At 44.1% G+C, this 16,126-nt stretch carries 17 protein-coding genes and 1 pseudogene; 11 read left to right on the top strand and 7 right to left on the bottom strand.

Going from position 1 to position 16,126, the window contains the following annotated elements; all coding sequences use genetic code 11:
• Both ACFE90_RS25730 and ACFE90_RS25725 read left to right on the top strand, forming a co-directional pair.
• Window positions 1-235: pseudogene (locus tag ACFE90_RS25730) on the top strand (hypothetical protein); the annotation flags it as partial.
• A gap of 198 nt (window positions 236-433) precedes the next feature.
• On the top strand, window positions 434-2,320 hold the full coding sequence (locus tag ACFE90_RS25725; RefSeq protein ID WP_375505274.1) for a S9 family peptidase: 1,887 nt from the start codon (window positions 434-436) through the stop codon (window positions 2,318-2,320).
• A gap of 143 nt (window positions 2,321-2,463) precedes the next feature.
• Here ACFE90_RS25725 and ACFE90_RS25720 read toward each other — a convergent pair whose 3' ends face one another.
• The 7 genes from ACFE90_RS25720 to pheS all read right to left on the bottom strand — a co-directional run bounded on the left by ACFE90_RS25720 (window position 2,464) and on the right by pheS (window position 5,410).
• Window positions 2,464-2,850 (bottom strand): hypothetical protein, encoded by a 387-nt coding sequence (locus ACFE90_RS25720; protein WP_375505273.1) that lies wholly within the window; start codon window positions 2,848-2,850, stop codon window positions 2,464-2,466.
• Between the two features lie 4 nt (window positions 2,851-2,854).
• Complete coding sequence (locus tag ACFE90_RS25715; protein ID WP_375505272.1) at window positions 2,855-3,181, bottom strand: DUF4926 domain-containing protein; 327 nt, start codon at window positions 3,179-3,181, stop codon at window positions 2,855-2,857.
• Complete coding sequence (locus tag ACFE90_RS25710; RefSeq protein WP_375505271.1) at window positions 3,178-3,510, bottom strand: DUF6883 domain-containing protein; 333 nt, start codon at window positions 3,508-3,510, stop codon at window positions 3,178-3,180. The genes ACFE90_RS25715 and ACFE90_RS25710 overlap by 4 nt, the downstream gene beginning before the upstream one ends.
• 125 nt (window positions 3,511-3,635) lie before the next feature.
• Window positions 3,636-3,770 carry a hypothetical protein gene (locus tag ACFE90_RS25705; RefSeq protein WP_375505276.1) on the bottom strand — a complete coding sequence of 45 codons (135 nt, stop codon included), beginning with the start codon at window positions 3,768-3,770 and terminating at the stop codon, window positions 3,636-3,638.
• A complete protein-coding gene (locus tag ACFE90_RS25700) occupies window positions 3,767-3,916 on the bottom strand; it encodes a hypothetical protein (RefSeq protein WP_375505270.1) in 150 nt (49 codons plus the stop codon). The genes ACFE90_RS25705 and ACFE90_RS25700 overlap by 4 nt, the downstream gene beginning before the upstream one ends.
• Before the next feature lie 37 nt (window positions 3,917-3,953).
• Complete coding sequence (locus ACFE90_RS25695; RefSeq protein WP_375505269.1) at window positions 3,954-4,223, bottom strand: BrnA antitoxin family protein; 270 nt, start codon at window positions 4,221-4,223, stop codon at window positions 3,954-3,956.
• A gap of 194 nt (window positions 4,224-4,417) precedes the next feature.
• The gene (pheS, locus tag ACFE90_RS25690; protein ID WP_375505268.1) at window positions 4,418-5,410 is read right to left on the bottom strand and encodes a phenylalanine--tRNA ligase subunit alpha; all 993 of its coding nucleotides are present in this window, start codon (window positions 5,408-5,410) and stop codon (window positions 4,418-4,420) included.
• Window positions 5,411-5,978: 568 nt separating this feature from the next.
• Between pheS and surE the strand changes: the two genes are divergently transcribed.
• The 9 genes from surE (at window position 5,979) to secA (ending at window position 15,878) form a co-directional block, all read left to right on the top strand.
• A complete protein-coding gene (gene surE, locus ACFE90_RS25685; protein WP_375505267.1) occupies window positions 5,979-6,776 on the top strand; it encodes a 5'/3'-nucleotidase SurE in 798 nt (265 codons plus the stop codon).
• A gap of 286 nt (window positions 6,777-7,062) precedes the next feature.
• Entirely contained in the window at window positions 7,063-7,959 is an 897-nt protein-coding gene (locus tag ACFE90_RS25680) for an MBL fold metallo-hydrolase (RefSeq protein ID WP_375505266.1), read from the top strand.
• A gap of 496 nt (window positions 7,960-8,455) precedes the next feature.
• Window positions 8,456-9,535 carry a bifunctional riboflavin kinase/FAD synthetase gene (locus ACFE90_RS25675; protein ID WP_375505265.1) on the top strand — a complete coding sequence of 360 codons (1,080 nt, stop codon included), beginning with the start codon at window positions 8,456-8,458 and terminating at the stop codon, window positions 9,533-9,535.
• Between the two features lie 201 nt (window positions 9,536-9,736).
• Entirely contained in the window at window positions 9,737-10,645 is a 909-nt protein-coding gene (locus ACFE90_RS25670) for an AAA family ATPase (protein WP_375505264.1), read from the top strand.
• A gap of 200 nt (window positions 10,646-10,845) precedes the next feature.
• Window positions 10,846-11,058 carry a hypothetical protein gene (locus ACFE90_RS25665; RefSeq protein ID WP_375505263.1) on the top strand — a complete coding sequence of 71 codons (213 nt, stop codon included), beginning with the start codon at window positions 10,846-10,848 and terminating at the stop codon, window positions 11,056-11,058.
• 123 nt (window positions 11,059-11,181) lie between these two features.
• Window positions 11,182-11,439: a hypothetical protein gene (locus ACFE90_RS25660; RefSeq protein WP_375505275.1), complete on the top strand. Its 258-nt coding sequence runs from the start codon at window positions 11,182-11,184 to the stop codon at window positions 11,437-11,439.
• On the top strand, window positions 11,429-11,620 hold the full coding sequence (locus tag ACFE90_RS25655; RefSeq protein WP_375505262.1) for a hypothetical protein: 192 nt from the start codon (window positions 11,429-11,431) through the stop codon (window positions 11,618-11,620). The genes ACFE90_RS25660 and ACFE90_RS25655 overlap by 11 nt, the downstream gene beginning before the upstream one ends.
• A 341-nt stretch (window positions 11,621-11,961) precedes the next feature.
• A complete protein-coding gene (locus ACFE90_RS25650) occupies window positions 11,962-12,570 on the top strand; it encodes a cytochrome C (RefSeq protein ID WP_375505261.1) in 609 nt (202 codons plus the stop codon).
• A 515-nt stretch (window positions 12,571-13,085) separates the two neighbouring features.
• Window positions 13,086-15,878 (top strand): preprotein translocase subunit SecA, encoded by a 2,793-nt coding sequence (gene secA / locus ACFE90_RS25645; RefSeq protein ID WP_375505260.1) that lies wholly within the window; start codon window positions 13,086-13,088, stop codon window positions 15,876-15,878.
• Window positions 15,879-16,126: the final 248 nt, after the last annotated feature.

The following is a 16,126-nucleotide window of genomic DNA, read 5'->3' as shown; positions in this document are numbered from 1 at the left end:
CGAGTATCAAAGACTCATCGCCGAGTATCAAAGACTCATCGCCGAGTATCAAAGACTCATTCACGAGTATCAAAGACTCATTCACGAGTATAAAAGACTCATTCACGAGTATCAAAGACTCGTCGCCGAGTATCAAAGACTCGTCAGCGAGTATCAAAGACTCATTTATGAACATTACTTTCTTGCTGCTTGTTCACCGTTAGGTATTCTTGCTACAATACCTAAATTCTTTTGATAACTGCGATCGCGCACCGTTTCGTTAGAGAAAGACGCAAAAGAAAAGATAAATAATCTTATAGCCGACAAAAAGTAAGTTAAAACTTTTTTCTTTCCCCTCCTCTGCTAAATATTCTCCAGCTAGGTTCATCCAATAGGATGAATTGTCATTTTCACCACTAAGTAACAATAAAGAGGTCAAGTAGAGGATAAAAATATGTCATCTGCTCAAGCACCCTCCCTACCACCGTTGATTCCGCGTGAAATCCTGTTTGGAAATCCCGAAAAAACTAGCCCACAACTCTCCCCTGATGGCAAGTACTTGGCATATATCGCCCCTGATGAGAAAAATGTCTTGCAGGTATGGTTGCAAACTATAGGACAAGAAGACGACAAGATACTAACTGCTGACAAAAAGCGTGGTATCCGCATTTTCTTCTGGACTTATAACGCCGACCAGTTGATTTATATGCAAGACTCGGATGGCGACGAGAACTTTCACCTCCACTTGGTTAATATTCACTCCCAGATTGTGCGTGATTTAACGCCATTCCAGGGTGTGAAGGCCGAACTTGTGGAACTAGAACCAAAATTTCCAGATGAAGCGCTGGTAGCGTTGAACTTGAACAATCCTCAAAAGTTTGACGTTTACCGCATCAACCTTAAAAATGGTGCGGTTGAGTTCGACACTGATAACCCCGGTAACATTATCAGTTGGACATCTAACGCCCAGTTACAAATACGTGCAGCAACAGCTAGCACACCCGATGGTGGTTACGATTTGTTGTTGCAGAAACCCGATAAACAGTGGGAAATTCTTCGCCATTGGGGGCCAGAAGAGGAAGGAAATTCTCTAAGTTTCTCAGATGATGGCAAAACCCTTTATATTCAAGGGAATCATGATGCTAACGCCAAACGTCTGCTAGCAGTTGACCTAGAAACCCGTCAAGAAACTGTCATTGCTGAAGATGAGCAGTATGATGTCGTGGGAATAATTATTCATCCACTGACGCGAGTTATTCAAGCAGTTTCTTTCTACAAAGATAAACAAGAATGGCAAGTAATCGATCGCAGTATCGCCGCAGATTTTGAGGAAATCGCCAAGGTGCGTCCTGGAGAATTCTCTATAATTAGCCGCGACTTGGAAGATAAAACTTGGGCTTTAGCTTATAGAACTGATAATGGGCCAGTTTATTACCATGCCTATAATCGAGAGTCCAAAACTAGCACTTTCCTTTTCAGCAACCAGCCCAAACTGGAAACGTTGCAGTTAGCTTCAATGCAACCGATTTCCTACGAAGCACGGGATGGCTTAACTATCCACAGTTACCTGACAACTCCTGTGGGAATACCGACGCAGAATCTCCCAACAGTCTTGCTGGTTCATGGCGGCCCTTGGGCGCGGGATACTTGGGGTTTTTCTCCCACAACGCAATGGCTAGCTAACCGAGGTTATGCCGTGTTGCAAGTCAACTTTCGCGGTTCCACTGGCTATGGTAAAGCATTTTTGAATGCTGGAAATCGGGAATGGGGTGGCACAATGCACGATGACTTGATTGACAGCGTGAACTGGCTGGTAGAAAAAGGCATTTCCGATCCGCAAAAGATTGCGATTATGGGCGGTTCTTATGGAGGTTACGCCACCCTAGCGGGGTTAACTTTTACACCTGAAATCTTTGCTGCTGGCGTCGATATTGTCGGGCCGAGTAACCTGATTACCCTGATAGAAACTATACCGCCCTATTGGGAACCGATCAAAGCAATGATTTATCATCGCATTGGCAACTTGGAGACAGAAGAGGAGTTTCTCAAATCGCGATCGCCTTTATTTTTTGCTGACCGAATTCAAAAACCTTTACTCATCGGTCAAGGTGCAAACGATCCACGGGTGAAACAATCAGAAAGCGATCAAATTGTTAACGCAATGCAACAGGCTGGTTTACCGGTGCAATATGCACTTTATACAGATGAGGGACATGGTTTTGCCAGACCAGAAAATCGGTTGCATTTCTTTGCGATCGCTGAAGAGTTTCTCGCTAAATATTTAGGTGGGAGATTTGAACCTTTGACAGATATTCCTGGTCATTCAGGAATAGTTAATTAAGCTCATCCAACTTTAAAAGAGGATGGGATTTCACGTTGACTGTTAACTGTTGACGGTTAACAGTTAATAAAAAAAGATGTGCTATGTTACAAAACACCACGGTTAGTTATTTCTGTTTTACGGAATTAGGTGCGAGCGCAATTTTACAAAATCCAATTTTCTCGTTGTTCGCCCTGAATTGACTGTAGAATTCCAAACCTTTCTTCAATTTTGCGCGGCAGAGTGCCTATTCCAAAGATGTAAACACAAGATTCTTCCGGTTGGTCTGTCAAAACACGAACTCTGGCTTCGTCATCTTGCAAACGCTCAATGAGAATAGATGCACAAATTTCAACATCTTCAGGAATCTCATATACTTCCTTTGAAAATGTGAATCTTTTCTCTAAACTTTTTGCAATTTCGTCAATAATGTTTTGTTCAGGCAATGTATTAGTGAAGCGATAAACGTATGTTCGGCGGCACTTTCCATCTTCTAGCAGCTCTAACTGAGGGATATTTATTACCTTTATCTGGCTTGCATCATACTTCATAGTTTTAAGCACTCTGATGATCAGACTCTTCTTTTTGCAAGAGAAAATCGAGATAGTCTTGTAATTGCAACAGCCTCGCTTCAGATAGCTGGCGTAACTTGGCTAAAATCATTTCTTCTTGCTGCCACTGAGCAATGGGGATAATTTGAGATGCTGGTACTTCGATTGTCACATGGGGCAAATCAAACCCTTCTAGACTATACCCGTCCTCTTCCCCTTCAGGCATGGGGTAATGTTCTACAATTGTTGCAACATTTCCTCGCTTCAGGTTGTATTCTGGTAAGTCCTGCGCTAAGGCAACTTGGGAGAATAGGGGGTGCTGTACCTTCATGAGTTGGCTCCTTGATCTGGCACTAAGGTGACAAATTTGGTTGTATCGTTTGCAACCATCCAAATAGTTAAGATATTGAGTTCAACGCCATTAATCCCTCGCAGACACGCACGAATGATATACTTCTGACCATAGCGAGTTGTTTCGATTGCCTCGGCAGGTTGCGTTAAAACTTGAGCGCGTAGATCCCATTCCAGTTGTTGCCAATTGTCTAGTGTGTATCCAGCCCTAGCCAGAAATTTAGATTTATCGTCTTTTGACAACGGCACAAGCAGATATTTGGTTAGCTTTTCTTCAGCGATTATTGCATCCTGCGGTAAAAAGACCATCAACTCATGGCATGAATTTTGAGTAGGAATTATTGACTATATTTTACTGTTTTAGATGATGAAAGTTTGAAAAGCGATCGCACCTCTAAAATCATTTCGTCTGTCTGCCTTTTAACCGCATTGCTTTATCCAGCATTGAGTACTTGTTCTGCTGTTAGCTGAAATTCTGGGAAAATAGTAGATGCGATCGCAGTATTTCCTGCAAATCTAGTTTCTTCATGAAACCCGTCAACTAATATCAGTACAGTAACTGCATTTATTTGTGGATCAACAATCCAATATTCAGCAATTCCCCTGGCGGCATGGAAACTAACTCACCTGCTACCAGTTCATACTGGCTATCGGTCCGATCGTCATACTTCAAATATTCCTCAGGCGTTAGACGTTTGCCAGCGATCGCAGTCATATCACGTAAAGGGTAGTTACGTACTGAATAGTTTACTTCAATCTGGTATAGTCTCGTTGACTTCTGAAACTGATAAATCCACTGTTTTTGCTAGGATATACTCTGCCAATGCCTGATTAATTAGCACTTGATATCCTTGCTCACCTGCCTTTGTTTTGAAGTATTCCACGATGAAAGCATCTAGGAGGATATCAACACGCTGTTGACTCCGTTTAACAGGTTTTCCTCCAACCCGCAGCACTGCTTGCTTCATCTGTTCTTCAGTCACTTCTGGAATGTCAGAAAGATCAATGTCTTCATCTTGCATTGCTTCAATCCTTAGAACCACAAATAATACCAATTCCTCATTCGTATTAACAAAATCAGGTTTAATCTGGAAATCCCGATTAAGTATTTAGCCTGATTTTAAAGAATTGGTATAATTCGCCGATGTTTTTCTGTGGTTCTATTTTGATCAAATTGATTTTTACAATAGATTTGAGTAAATGCCCGATCGCTTCCCTAAAATTGTTGCAAAAACCGCAAATCACTAGCATACAAGCGACGGATATCATCGATTTGATGTAACACCATTGCAAAGCGTTCTACACCAAAACCGGCAGCAAACCCTGTATAAACTTCTGGATCGTAACCCACAGACTTAAGTACATTTGGATCGACCATACCGCAACCCATCACTTCCAGCCAGCGCCCATTCCACTGCAAATCTACCTCAGCCGAAGGTTCAGTAAAGGGGAAATAACTGGCGCGGAAGCGAATTGGTAAATCGCCAAATATTGCTTGTAAAAATACTTTAATAGTGCCTTTGAGGTCTGTAAAAGTTAGTCCCTCATCAATGGCTAAAAGTTCTATTTGATGGAAAACTGCTGAGTGAGTCGCGTCTACATTATCTCGCCGATAAACTCGCCCTGGAGCCACAACCCGAATCGGTGGTTCTTCTCTTTCCATGTAACGAATTTGCACTGACGAAGTATGAGTGCGTAGAAGATTCCCATCCGGCAGGTAAAAGGTATCCTGCATATCACGGGCGGGGTGGTCAGGCGGGGTGTTGAGAGCCTCGAAATTATAGTAATCTGTTTCCATCTCTGGCCCTTGAGCTACGGTGTACCCCATACCGACAAAGATATCCAGTGCCCGGTCGATAATTCCATTGAGGGGATGAATGCGACCTTGGGGGCGGTAAATTCCGGGCATAGTTACATCCAGAGTTTCCGCCTCTAGCAAAGCTTGAATTTGTGCAGCTTCTAAGGCAGCACGTTGCTGGTCTAGACTAGTTTGCAGGGATTCTTTGACTGTATTGGCGATCGCTCCAATTTTCGGCCGTTCCTCTGCACTCATCTGCCCCATACTTCGCAACAGCGCCCCCAGTTCCCCTTTTTTACCCAGATAGTTAACTCTGAGTTCCTCCAGATGTTCTAAGGTGTCGGCGGCTGCGATCGCTTTTTCTCCTTCCTGCCGCAGTGCTAAAAGTTGAGCTTCTAAATTGCTAGTCATTAGTTATTAGTCATTGGTCATTAGTCATTAGTCTATATTCAAAAGCTGTAAGCTGCTCGATAAATCAACTTACAGCTATGCCATTAACATCAGCTAAAGGTGAGGCTCGAAACCAAATCTCTGTTTATCAGTTGCAAACGATTGGGCTAGCAGAGGGGGCGCGTAAATTCAGCTAACATTTCACTTACAACAAGACTTGGAAATTGAGCAACTTGTCTTCAAGGTAGGCTAACTTCCACCCTAGTCTACTAGTACAGCAGGCGCGGAAATAAACATACCATTTCAAATGGCGCAAGAAGCTCGGAATACTCTGTATGCGTGACTTTTGAGAGCCAGTTGCTTCTCCTAAGGGGAGACGCTGCGGACCAAGCTCTAGCTGCTTTTTACTTTTGACTTCCCCGAACGCGAATTTATCTCCAAGAGTTGGGGCTGACTTCCGCCTTGCGGTACTAGTAAGTATAAATGTTTTTTTGCTGCTTGTGACCTCAGACATTGACAAATGGCTAATAACAAATAACAAATAACTAATGACCAACGATTAATGACTAATGACCAATGACTAAAGACTATGAAATTACTAATTAGCAACGATGACGGCATTTCTGCCTTGGGGATTCGTACCCTAGCCAACTACTTGGCAGAGGCAGGTCATGATGTGAGTGTAGTTTGCCCAGATCGAGAGCGATCGGCAACTGGACACGGATTAACTCTACACCAACCCATTCGCGCCGAAATTGTTGAAGAGATTTTTCATCCTGCTGTCAAAGCTTGGGCTTGCGATGGTACGCCTTCAGATTGCGTTAAATTGGCGCTGTGGGCTTTGCTAGATACTCCCCCCGATTTGGTTCTCTCTGGCATTAATCAAGGTGCGAATTTGGGAACTGAAATTTTGTATTCCGGTACTGTTTCGGCGGCAATGGAAGGTTTAATTGAAGGCATTCCCAGTGTGGCGCTGAGTCTTATGAGTCACACTTCTAAAGACTTTCAACCTGCTGCTAAGTTTGCCAAAATTCTCGTAGACCAGTTAGCCCAAAAACCCTTGCCGGATTTAATGTTGCTCAATGTCAATATTCCTGCCCTTAAGTGGGAAGAAATTGCTGGAGTTACTCTTACCCGTCAGGGAGTACGACGTTATATTGATGTGTTTAATAAACGAGTTGATCCTCGTGGAAAAACGTACTACTGGTTAACCGGAGAGGTAACTGAGGATGTAGAACCCCCAACCGGATTAAATCTGCTTCCAAATGTACCATTAGACGTGCATGTTGTACGTAAAAACTACATCAGTATAACTCCGTTACAATACAATCTTACTTACGCAGATGGGCTAAATAAATTGTCTGAGTGGGAATTCAATTTTCCGTGAATCATTTGATTTATCAGGATAAAACTAGAATTATTTAAAGGCATCAGAGAAAAATGTAGGTTATAACGTAGGGGCACTATTGAAATAACTGATACACATCCACCGGAAAAACTGGAAAATTCTACTTGAGACTATCTCATTCAGATTTACACAATTAGCCAGAAACAGGGTATGCTGTTTTACCAAGAAATCCTCCCTTTAGCAAAATCGGTAAGACAGCATAAATTTAGACAAAATCAGTAACAATTTTTCCACTTATCGCCCGCTCAGTCCAGCAAGCAACACCATGTCTAGGATAGAGAATCAATTTACCGTACAATTTTGGGGCGTTCGCGGCAGCATCCCCAGCCCAGGGCCAAACACCGTTCGTTACGGTGGTAATACCCCTTGCATATCAATGCAAGCGGGCGATAAACGCTTAGTTTTCGATGCTGGCACGGGACTACATGTTTTGGGGCAATCTTTGTTGCGCCAAATGCCGTTAGAAGCTCATATATTTTTTACCCATTCTCACTGGGATCACATGCAGGGTTTTCCCTTCTTTACCCCAGGATTTGTGAAGGGGAATGACTTTCATATCTACGGCGCGATCGCACCTGATGGTTCTACTATAGAACAGCGCCTCAATGACCAGATGTTGCACCCGAACTTTCCTGTACCCTTGCAAATTATGCAAGCCAATTTAAGTTTCTACGACATTCGACCGGGGCAACCAATCCACATTGATGACGTTACCGTAGAAACAGCACCTTTAAACCATCCAGGTGAAGCTGTAGGATACCGCGTCAACTGGCGTGGTAGTGCTGCTGCTTATATCACTGATACCGAACATTTTCCTGACCAACTCGATAATAATGTGCTGTGGCTAGCTCGTAATGCTGACATTCTGGTTTACGATTCCACTTACACAGACGAGGAATACTATTCCCCCAAATCCCCGAAAATTGGCTGGGGACATTCTACCTGGCAAGAGGCGGTGAAAGTGGCACAAGCTGCTAACGTCAAAACTCTGGTGATTTACCACCACGATCCCGCACACGATGACGACTTTTTGGATTGTGTAGGGAAACAAGCAGCTGCAAAATTTCCTGGGGCTATCATGGCACGCGAAGGATTGGTACTTCAGATTCCCACCTCTGTTGTCTTATCAGAATCTTTTCCTGTTAGTAAGTTTTCTACCTAAAGATTGCGATCAGAGAAATTGGAGATTTTAGATTAGATTGGTGATCAGAAGCTTTCAGCGCGAGAGCGTACCTGTTGGCTGTACGGTGAGACAGCGCTGCCGGGAGTTGTCATGCCAACCATAGGATAAGGGCGACAACAGGAGGACATACCTTATAGATTCACCAACACAGCCCAGATACCCATAGACACCCTCTCTTGCGGCTGATCGGAGGGTAAAACCTTCGCAGTCTCAACAACGAACTAGAGCCTTTTTAGCTCTGATATTTGGGTTATCTGGACTTAGTAATTAGCTGTCAAGCTAATAGCACAAGATACCATCTTGGGCAACTTGCCGTGGGTTAAGCTTTTGGCTGATAGCTAAAAGGGGTAGCATCAACACCCTGGCTGATCGCACAAGACCTCATGGGCAGTTAGTGAATGTCCTCCTCAAGGCGGTTTACCATAAGGTAGCTTCCTGCTGATAGCTAAAATAAACCTAAAATCTCAGAATCCACGTGCTAAATTTGTCTAAAAATGGGTGTTCTGTGTGGGTTGCTTCTTCTAGCGTTGGGCTGCTAACGCCGACTGCTGTTGCCCTTGGCAAGTTTGATGGTGTTCATCTTGGTCATCAAAGGGTAATTCAACCAGTCTTGCACGCTGGTGCTAACTTGTCAGTAGCCAGTAGTCCAAAGTCAAAGGAAAATCAACAACTAGCAAATCAAGAATATATTTACTCAACAGTTGTCACCTTTGACCCCCATCCACAGGAATTTTTTACGGGGCAGCCCCGGACTTTGTTAACGCCACTGGATGAAAAAGTCCAACAATTGCGATCGCTTGGGGTAGAACAACTTGTATTACTACCCTTTGACAAAGAATTATCTGCTTTGACCCCTGAAGAATTCGTCCAAAAAATTCTTGTGCAACAACTGCGATGCCAGCAAATTAGCATCGGGCAGGATTTTTGTTTTGGCGAAAAGCGCAGTGGCACTGCTAAAGATTTGCAATTAATCGCTGCCAAGCACAATATCCCAGTTACCATCGTTCCCTTACAAACTTATACAGGTAACTCGCCCACCGAAAGCAGTTGCGTCAGTACTAATCCGACTCAGGATGCCCGCATTAGCACTTCATTGATCCGCCAAACCCTTGAGCAAGGCGACATCGGAAATGCAAATCTACTACTAGGACGCCCCTACACTCTCCTTGGAGTTGTCGTTCAAGGTCAACAATTAGGCAGAACAATTGGCTTTCCCACCGCCAACCTCCAACTACCAAAAGAAAAGTTTTTGCCCCGCCAAGGAGTCTATGCTGTCCGCGTTTTCATTCTCAGTGAAACATCAGATGTTGCTCCTAGTGAAAGCTTGGGCGTAATGAACATCGGTAATCGCCCAACTGTAAATGGTACTTATTCATCTGCGGAAGTACATCTGTTCGATTGGTCTGGTGATTTGTATGGCAAAAAACTGGCTGTGGAACTAGTGAAATTTTTGCGCCCTGAACAAAAATTTGCTTCTCTAGAAGCCCTGAAAACACAAATTCAACTTGACTGCGTTGTTGCTAAAGAAATTTTGAGTGCTAAAGCGCAAAGTTAAAAGTTAGGAGTTAGGAGTTAGGAGTTAGGAGTTCTAAGTGGGAACAATGTATTTAGGGAAATTGGGCATGGAGAAGAGTCAGAGAGGCGGGGTGCGGGGGTAGAGGGGAAAACTCTTCTCCCTTGCTCCCTGCTCCCTGCTCCCTGCTCCTTGCTCCCTTGCTTCTTTCCTCATCCCCCTACTCCCTACTCCCCGCACCGCATGAGAGAAAAAATTGACGCTTTAACGCAAAATCTGGCTCTTACCATTGTTGGCAAAGCTGAGGCAATACGTTTAGTACTAGTAGCCTTGTTAGGTGGTGGTCATGCCCTGCTAGAAGATGTCCCTGGTGTTGGTAAAACCCTACTCGCTAAATCTCTAGCTCGTTCACTGGATGGTAAGTTTCAACGACTACAATGTACCCCCGATTTACTGCCAACTGATATTACTGGCACTAACATTTGGAACCCAAAAAGCGGCGAATTTACTTATCTTCCTGGGCCAATTTTTACCAATATCCTCCTAGCTGACGAAATTAACCGCGCTACACCCCGCACTCAGTCAGCTTTACTGGAAGTCATGGAAGAACATCAGGTAACAGTTGATGGTGTCTCTCGTGCAGTTCCTCAGCCTTTTTTTGTCATTGCCACTCAAAACCCTATTGAGTATCAAGGTACTTTTCCGCTACCGGAAGCGCAAATGGATCGATTCATGTTGTCGCTGAGTTTGGGCTATCCTTCCGAGGCAGAAGAACTCCTTATGCTGCAAAATCTCCAAAGTGGTGTGAAGGTTGCTGATTTACAGCCTTGTATTACCTTGGCAGAAGTACAGGAATTGCGTTACCTCTGCTCTCAAGTAAAAGTGGCAACTTCCTTGCAACAGTACATCCTCGAATTGGTACGAGTAACACGGCAAGATGAGGAAATAGCCCTTGGTGTTAGTCCGCGTGGCACATTAGCATTACAACGGGCTACCCAAGCGCTAGCTTTTCTATTAGGGCGTGATTATGCCATTCCCGATGATGTGAAATTTCTCGTCCCTCATGTTCTTTGCCATCGCCTGATTCCTAGAGGCGGACGGAATGCAAGAACTGTTGTTGAGCGATTATTGCGATCGGTTCCTATTCCTTAAAGATAACTGTTGCTTCTAAGCTTTTACCTAATTGCTTTCTCTTGAAAATGCTACTAACAGAACCTGAAATCCAACAAGTTCTAGACCAAGCTAAAGCTGCTTTTCCCAACTTGATTAACTAGGAATACAATAATGAAAAAAATGGGGAGTATTTTGGCTTTTCTATATGGGGAGAGTTTGTTCTTAACCCCGATGAGCTAATGCCACGACGTTTTTTTATCACACTCGATACTTATGAAGATAAATGGCGAGGATGTTTAAGCATAGGGCAACACACCTATCTTTGGTCAAGTGCTGATGTAGGTGATGCCCATTTGCTAGATACAGAACCAAGTGAAACTTTAGAAGAGGCAATTACAGTACTGAAAACAAAAATTGTAGAACTGTTAGCAGCTTTTTCGGTAGTTGTCTAAAAGAGACAGTTATGAGCAACTCAAGCCACTGCTCATAACTGCCGTTGCTTTATGGAAATTCTTCCTAATGCACCTAAAATCCTTTAAATGTTAGGATCTCCTACAAAATCAGGCAGACAACAAATGAAAGCGATCGAAGTTATCGGCAGGATTTACTCTCAGGGAAACCTAGTTTTAGATAAGCCAATTCAGGGAACCACTTATCCTCATCAGGTTCGAGTAATTGTGTTGGTTCCAGAACAGGCAGAAGCAGAAGAGGATGATCCTGATGATACACCCGTCGAGGAGATTAAAGCCAGCTTGAGGAGAGCCTTGCAGCAAGCAAAAGCTGGGCAGCGCCTGCCATTATCCGAAATGTGGGAGGAAATCGATGCTGAATGAACAGCCATCGGTATTAATTGATTTAACTTCTGAATATAAACAAAACTTGCGCTACCTTTCTAAGAGATTTCGCAATATTCGCTCTGATGTTCAACCGATTATTGAGCAATTACAACAAAGGAATTTTGTAGGCGATGCCTACGGCGGGCTACGCCTACGCATTGCGGACATTTGTGAATAGTATATTGTTTACAAGGTGAGAGTTCGCAACAGTAGTATCCAAAAAGGTAAGAGTGCTGGATACCGATTAATTTATTAAGTTGAATTACTTACAAGTATTTTGCTACTAACGATTTATTTCAAATCTCACCGAAAAAATATTGCTGCAAATGAAATCTAAGATATTCTGCTAATTTTTCTAGTGAGTCAGGTTAAAACTGCTAAGAGATTTTTCCTTGCAATGTTGAGAAATGCAGACGCAGAAGGGCTTACCAATAGGTATTGCTATATTGCTACTGACAACGCTGGGTAAGTCCTATGATTAGCACAAGCGCCACTTCTAAGTATCTAGGAATGTGAGGAATGTCAATTTTTGTTAAGCGCAAAATTCGCGATCGCGAAAATCGCCCGTCTTACAGCGATGCCGAAGGCGGGCTACGCCAACGCCAAGTACTACAGCAAAGCGCCGAACGCCAATTCAAACGTCAATTTTTCGGTTTACTTTTGGTAATTGTAACCTGGAGCCTAGCTATGGGTTGGCTTCTATCCTTGGCAACTAATGCCCAAAGTGCTACTCCCACCGCCGAAATTGGCACTGTTGATGTAGTGCCTGCACAGTATCAATTAGGACAGGAACTGTATTTGGAAAACTGCTCCACATGCCACATCGGCTTACCACCAGCCGTTTTACCCACCCAAACTTGGAAAAATCTCCTGCAAGACTCGCAGCACTACGGCGCACAACTAAAGCCTTTAGTCGATCCGCCACGCATCTTGGTATGGAAATATCTTTCGACTTTCTCCCGTGTCCAGCGAGACGACGAAGAAACACCATATCGCCTTAATGACTCACGTTATTTTAAAGCTTTGCATCCAGGAGTTAAATTACCACGTCCCGTGCAGCTTGGCAGCTGTGTTGGTTGTCATCAAGGCGCTAGTGATTACAATTTCCGCCGCCTGACAGCAGAATGAAAGTGAGGAGTGAGGAGTTGAAAAAGAGGCAAGGGTGCAGGGAGCAGGGGGCAAGGGGGATAGAGAAAAATGAATAAAGACCCCCCTAAACGAGAGCCACGCTTGGTTATTGTGAGGGACTTAGAGCCATGTTTCGCTCTGCTGGCAGTTCTTGCTGGGGTCATTTTCCCTTGCTTCTTGCCCCCTCTCCCCCAATCCCGACTCCGTGGGGGCCCCGAGTCCCCCTGCCTCTTTTTTGAAATCATAACTCCTGATTTTTCACTCACAACTCTATTCCCCCACTCCTTCTCTGGCCCCATCTGGGGGCAAAATGATACTATGAAGAAAGACTAAATAATAAGATAAGAGTTAAAACCAATCATTTAGTAAACTGATTGTCTCGTTTTTCTCCTGTTTTTGAGTTAATTCTCATTTGACACCCATTCACAACCAAGAAGGTTGGGTTGGGTTAAATGTTTATAATCAATGCCAAACCTTTAATTCCCATCCCCCTTGATTCAGTTCTATAATCTGCCATGCTAAAACTTTTGTTGGGCGACCCCAACGCTCGTAAGCTTAAAAAATACCAACCTTCTGTTACTGAAATTAACCTTCTAGAGGAAGAAATTAAGGCTCTTTCCGATGAGGAGTTAAAAGGTAAAACCGTCGAATTTAAACAACGGTTTGCCAAAGGCGAAACTCTAGATGACCTATTGCCCGAAGGTTACGCCGTTGTCCGGGAAGCAGGACGGCGAGTCTTGGGCTTGCGGCACTTTGATGTCCAACTCCTTGGCGGTATCATTTTGCATGTAGGGCAAATTGCCGAAATGAAAACCGGTGAGGGTAAAACGCTTGTAGCAACCCTACCGAGTTATTTAAATGGTCTTACTGGTAAAGGTGTACACGTCGTCACTGTGAACGATTACCTGGCTCGTCGGGATGCTGAATGGATGGGACAGGTGCATCGGTTCTTGGGGCTGAGTGTGGGGCTAATCCAGTCAACCATGACTCCTAGTGAACGCCAGAAAAACTATGATTGCGATATTACTTATGTTACCAACAGCGAGGTAGGGTTTGACTACCTGCGGGATAACATGGCGACATCAATGGCAGATGTGGTGCAACGCCCGTTCAATTATTGCGTGATTGACGAGGTAGACTCGATTTTAATTGATGAAGCGCGGACACCGCTAATTATTTCCGGGCAGGTGGAAAGACCTACAGAAAAGTATCTGCAAGCAGCTGAAATCGCATTCACACTCAAAAAAGACGAGCATTATGATGTGGATGAAAAAGCTCGGAACGTGCTTTTGACAGATGAAGGCTTTGCGGAATCCGAAAATCTTTTGGGAGTCACAGATTTATTTGACCCAGAAGATCCTTGGGCGCACTTCATTTTCAATGCAATTAAAGCTAAAGAACTTTTCCTCAAGGATGTAAATTACATCGTCCGTAATGGCGAAGTGGTAATTGTAGATGAATTTACCGGTCGAGTCCTACCCGGACGGCGTTGGAGTGATGGATTACACCAGGCGATTGAAGCCAAAGAACACGTAGAAATTCAGCCAGAAACTCAAACTCTAGCGACAATTACTTATCAAAACCTGTTCTTGCTGTATCCAAAACTCGGTGGAATGACCGGAACGGCAAAAACGGAAGAACCGGAATTTGAAAAAATTTACAAATTGGAAGTTGCAGTAATTCCGACCAACCGCGATCGCAGACGCGAAGATTTGTCTGATATGGTCTTTAAGACAGAACCTGGTAAGTGGGGTGCGATCGCTAGAGAATGTGCCGAAATGCACGAACTCGGCAGACCTGTATTAGTAGGAACCACTAGTGTGGAAAAATCCGAACTTCTGAGTAGGCTGCTGAAGGAATTGGCGATTCCCCACGAATTACTCAACGCCCGACCGGAAAACGTTGAGCGTGAAGCGGAAATCGTCGCCCAAGCTGGACGAAAAGGTGCTGTTACCATTGCTACCAACATGGCTGGTAGAGGTACAGACATAATTCTGGGTGGGAACTCCGAATATATGGCACGTCTGAAGCTGCGGGAATACTTCATGCCCCGAATCGTCATGCCAGAAGATGAAGATAGCTTTGGCGTTCAAAGACCAGCCGGATTGCCTACAGGACATGGTGGTGGTCAAGGCTTTGTCCCTGGCAAAAAGGTCAAAACTTGGCGGGCTTCGCCAGAAATTTTCCCCACCCAGTTGACAAAAGAAACAGAAAAACTACTCAAAGATGCAGTAGAAATTGCGGTGCGTGAATATGGCGATCGCAGTTTATCGGAATTGGAAGCTGAAGACAAGGTAGCTATAGCCGCAGAAAAAGCTCCCATTGATGACCCTGTGATTCAAAAATTGCGGGAAGCTTACAACCGCGTTAAGCAGGAATATGAACAATTTACTACCCGCGAACATAATGAGGTAGTGGGAATCGGTGGTTTGCACGTAATTGGTACAGAACGCCACGAATCACGGCGGATTGATAACCAGTTGCGTGGACGTGCAGGAAGACAAGGCGACCCTGGAACCACGAGATTTTTCCTCAGTTTAGAGGATAACCTACTGCGGATTTTTGGAGGCGATCGCGTCGCTGGGTTAATGAATGCTTTCCAAGTGGAAGAAGATATGCCTATCGAATCTGGGATGCTTACCCGCAGTTTGGAAGGCGCACAGAAAAAAGTTGAAACTTACTACTACGACATCCGTAAGCAGGTATTTGAGTATGACGAAGTGATGAATAATCAGCGTCGTGCTATTTATGCTGAACGTCGGCGGGTGTTAGAAGGTCAAGATTTGAAAGAACAAGTCATCAAGTATGCCGAAAAAACGATGGATGACATCGTTGACTACTACATCAACGTAGACTTGCCCTCGGAAGAGTGGGAGTTAGAAAAGTTGGTTGAGAAAGTTAAAGAATTCGTCTATCTATTAGCAGATTTGCAGCCAAATCAATTAGAGGATATGTCAGTCAGCGAGATTAAAGCATTCCTCCACGAACAGGTGCGAATTGCTTACGATCTCAAAGAAGCGCAGATTGACCAAGTTCAACCCGGACTGATGCGCCAAGCTGAACGCTTCTTTATCTTGCAACGCATTGATACTCTGTGGCGGGAACACTTGCAACAAATGGATGCGTTGCGCGAATCGGTGGGATTACGTGGTTATGGGCAAAAAGACCCACTGATTGAGTATAAGAGCGAGGGTTACGAACTCTTCTTGGATATGATGGTCAACATCCGCCGAGATGTTGTGTACTCATTGTTCATGTTCCAACCGCAGCCGCAGCAGATGGTGCAGGCTTCGTCTGAGATGGTGTAAGTAGAGAATATCTCATGCAGAGACGCAGAGGCGCAGAAAGTGCTTTTGCGTCTTTGTTTTATACTAATAGTGCATTCGTTACGTTTTGACTTTTGATATCATATCCGGGTAATTAGTTACTATTAAACTCAAATTTTAATCCACCAAAGAAAACCAGTTCTATCATGTCCGCTTAATTACTTATTAAACCCGAAGAACCCCACCCCCAACCCCACCCCAAATAAAAGGCAAAAACATAACCCACAAAT

The organism is uncultured Nostoc sp., assembly GCF_964245445.1.
Taxonomy (GTDB): domain Bacteria; phylum Cyanobacteriota; class Cyanobacteriia; order Cyanobacteriales; family Nostocaceae; genus Nostoc.
The sequence above is the reverse complement of the archived record's forward strand: the minus strand, read 5'-3'. Positions and strand labels throughout refer to the sequence as shown.

What these genes read in the sequence shown, in the direction of transcription:
- ACFE90_RS25695 (WP_375505269.1), bottom strand. Translation starts at nt 4,223, where the DNA reads ATGCAAGATGAAGACATTGATCTTTCTGACATTCCAGAAGTGACTGAA.
- ACFE90_RS25680 (WP_375505266.1), top strand. Translation starts at nt 7,063, where the DNA reads ATGTCTAGGATAGAGAATCAATTTACCGTACAATTTTGGGGCGTTCGC.
- ACFE90_RS25665 (WP_375505263.1), top strand. Translation starts at nt 10,846, where the DNA reads ATGCCACGACGTTTTTTTATCACACTCGATACTTATGAAGATAAATGG.
- ACFE90_RS25710 (WP_375505271.1), bottom strand. Translation starts at nt 3,510, where the DNA reads ATGGTCTTTTTACCGCAGGATGCAATAATCGCTGAAGAAAAGCTAACC.
- ACFE90_RS25725 (WP_375505274.1), top strand. Translation starts at nt 434, where the DNA reads ATGTCATCTGCTCAAGCACCCTCCCTACCACCGTTGATTCCGCGTGAA.
- ACFE90_RS25655 (WP_375505262.1), top strand. Translation starts at nt 11,429, where the DNA reads ATGCTGAATGAACAGCCATCGGTATTAATTGATTTAACTTCTGAATAT.
- ACFE90_RS25670 (WP_375505264.1), top strand. Translation starts at nt 9,737, where the DNA reads ATGAGAGAAAAAATTGACGCTTTAACGCAAAATCTGGCTCTTACCATT.
- ACFE90_RS25650 (WP_375505261.1), top strand. Translation starts at nt 11,962, where the DNA reads ATGTCAATTTTTGTTAAGCGCAAAATTCGCGATCGCGAAAATCGCCCG.
- pheS (WP_375505268.1), bottom strand. Translation starts at nt 5,410, where the DNA reads ATGACTAGCAATTTAGAAGCTCAACTTTTAGCACTGCGGCAGGAAGGA.
- ACFE90_RS25700 (WP_375505270.1), bottom strand. Translation starts at nt 3,916, where the DNA reads ATGACTGCGATCGCTGGCAAACGTCTAACGCCTGAGGAATATTTGAAG.
- ACFE90_RS25715 (WP_375505272.1), bottom strand. Translation starts at nt 3,181, where the DNA reads ATGAAGGTACAGCACCCCCTATTCTCCCAAGTTGCCTTAGCGCAGGAC.
- secA (WP_375505260.1), top strand. Translation starts at nt 13,086, where the DNA reads ATGCTAAAACTTTTGTTGGGCGACCCCAACGCTCGTAAGCTTAAAAAA.
- surE (WP_375505267.1), top strand. Translation starts at nt 5,979, where the DNA reads ATGAAATTACTAATTAGCAACGATGACGGCATTTCTGCCTTGGGGATT.
- ACFE90_RS25660 (WP_375505275.1), top strand. Translation starts at nt 11,182, where the DNA reads ATGAAAGCGATCGAAGTTATCGGCAGGATTTACTCTCAGGGAAACCTA.
- ACFE90_RS25720 (WP_375505273.1), bottom strand. Translation starts at nt 2,850, where the DNA reads ATGAAGTATGATGCAAGCCAGATAAAGGTAATAAATATCCCTCAGTTA.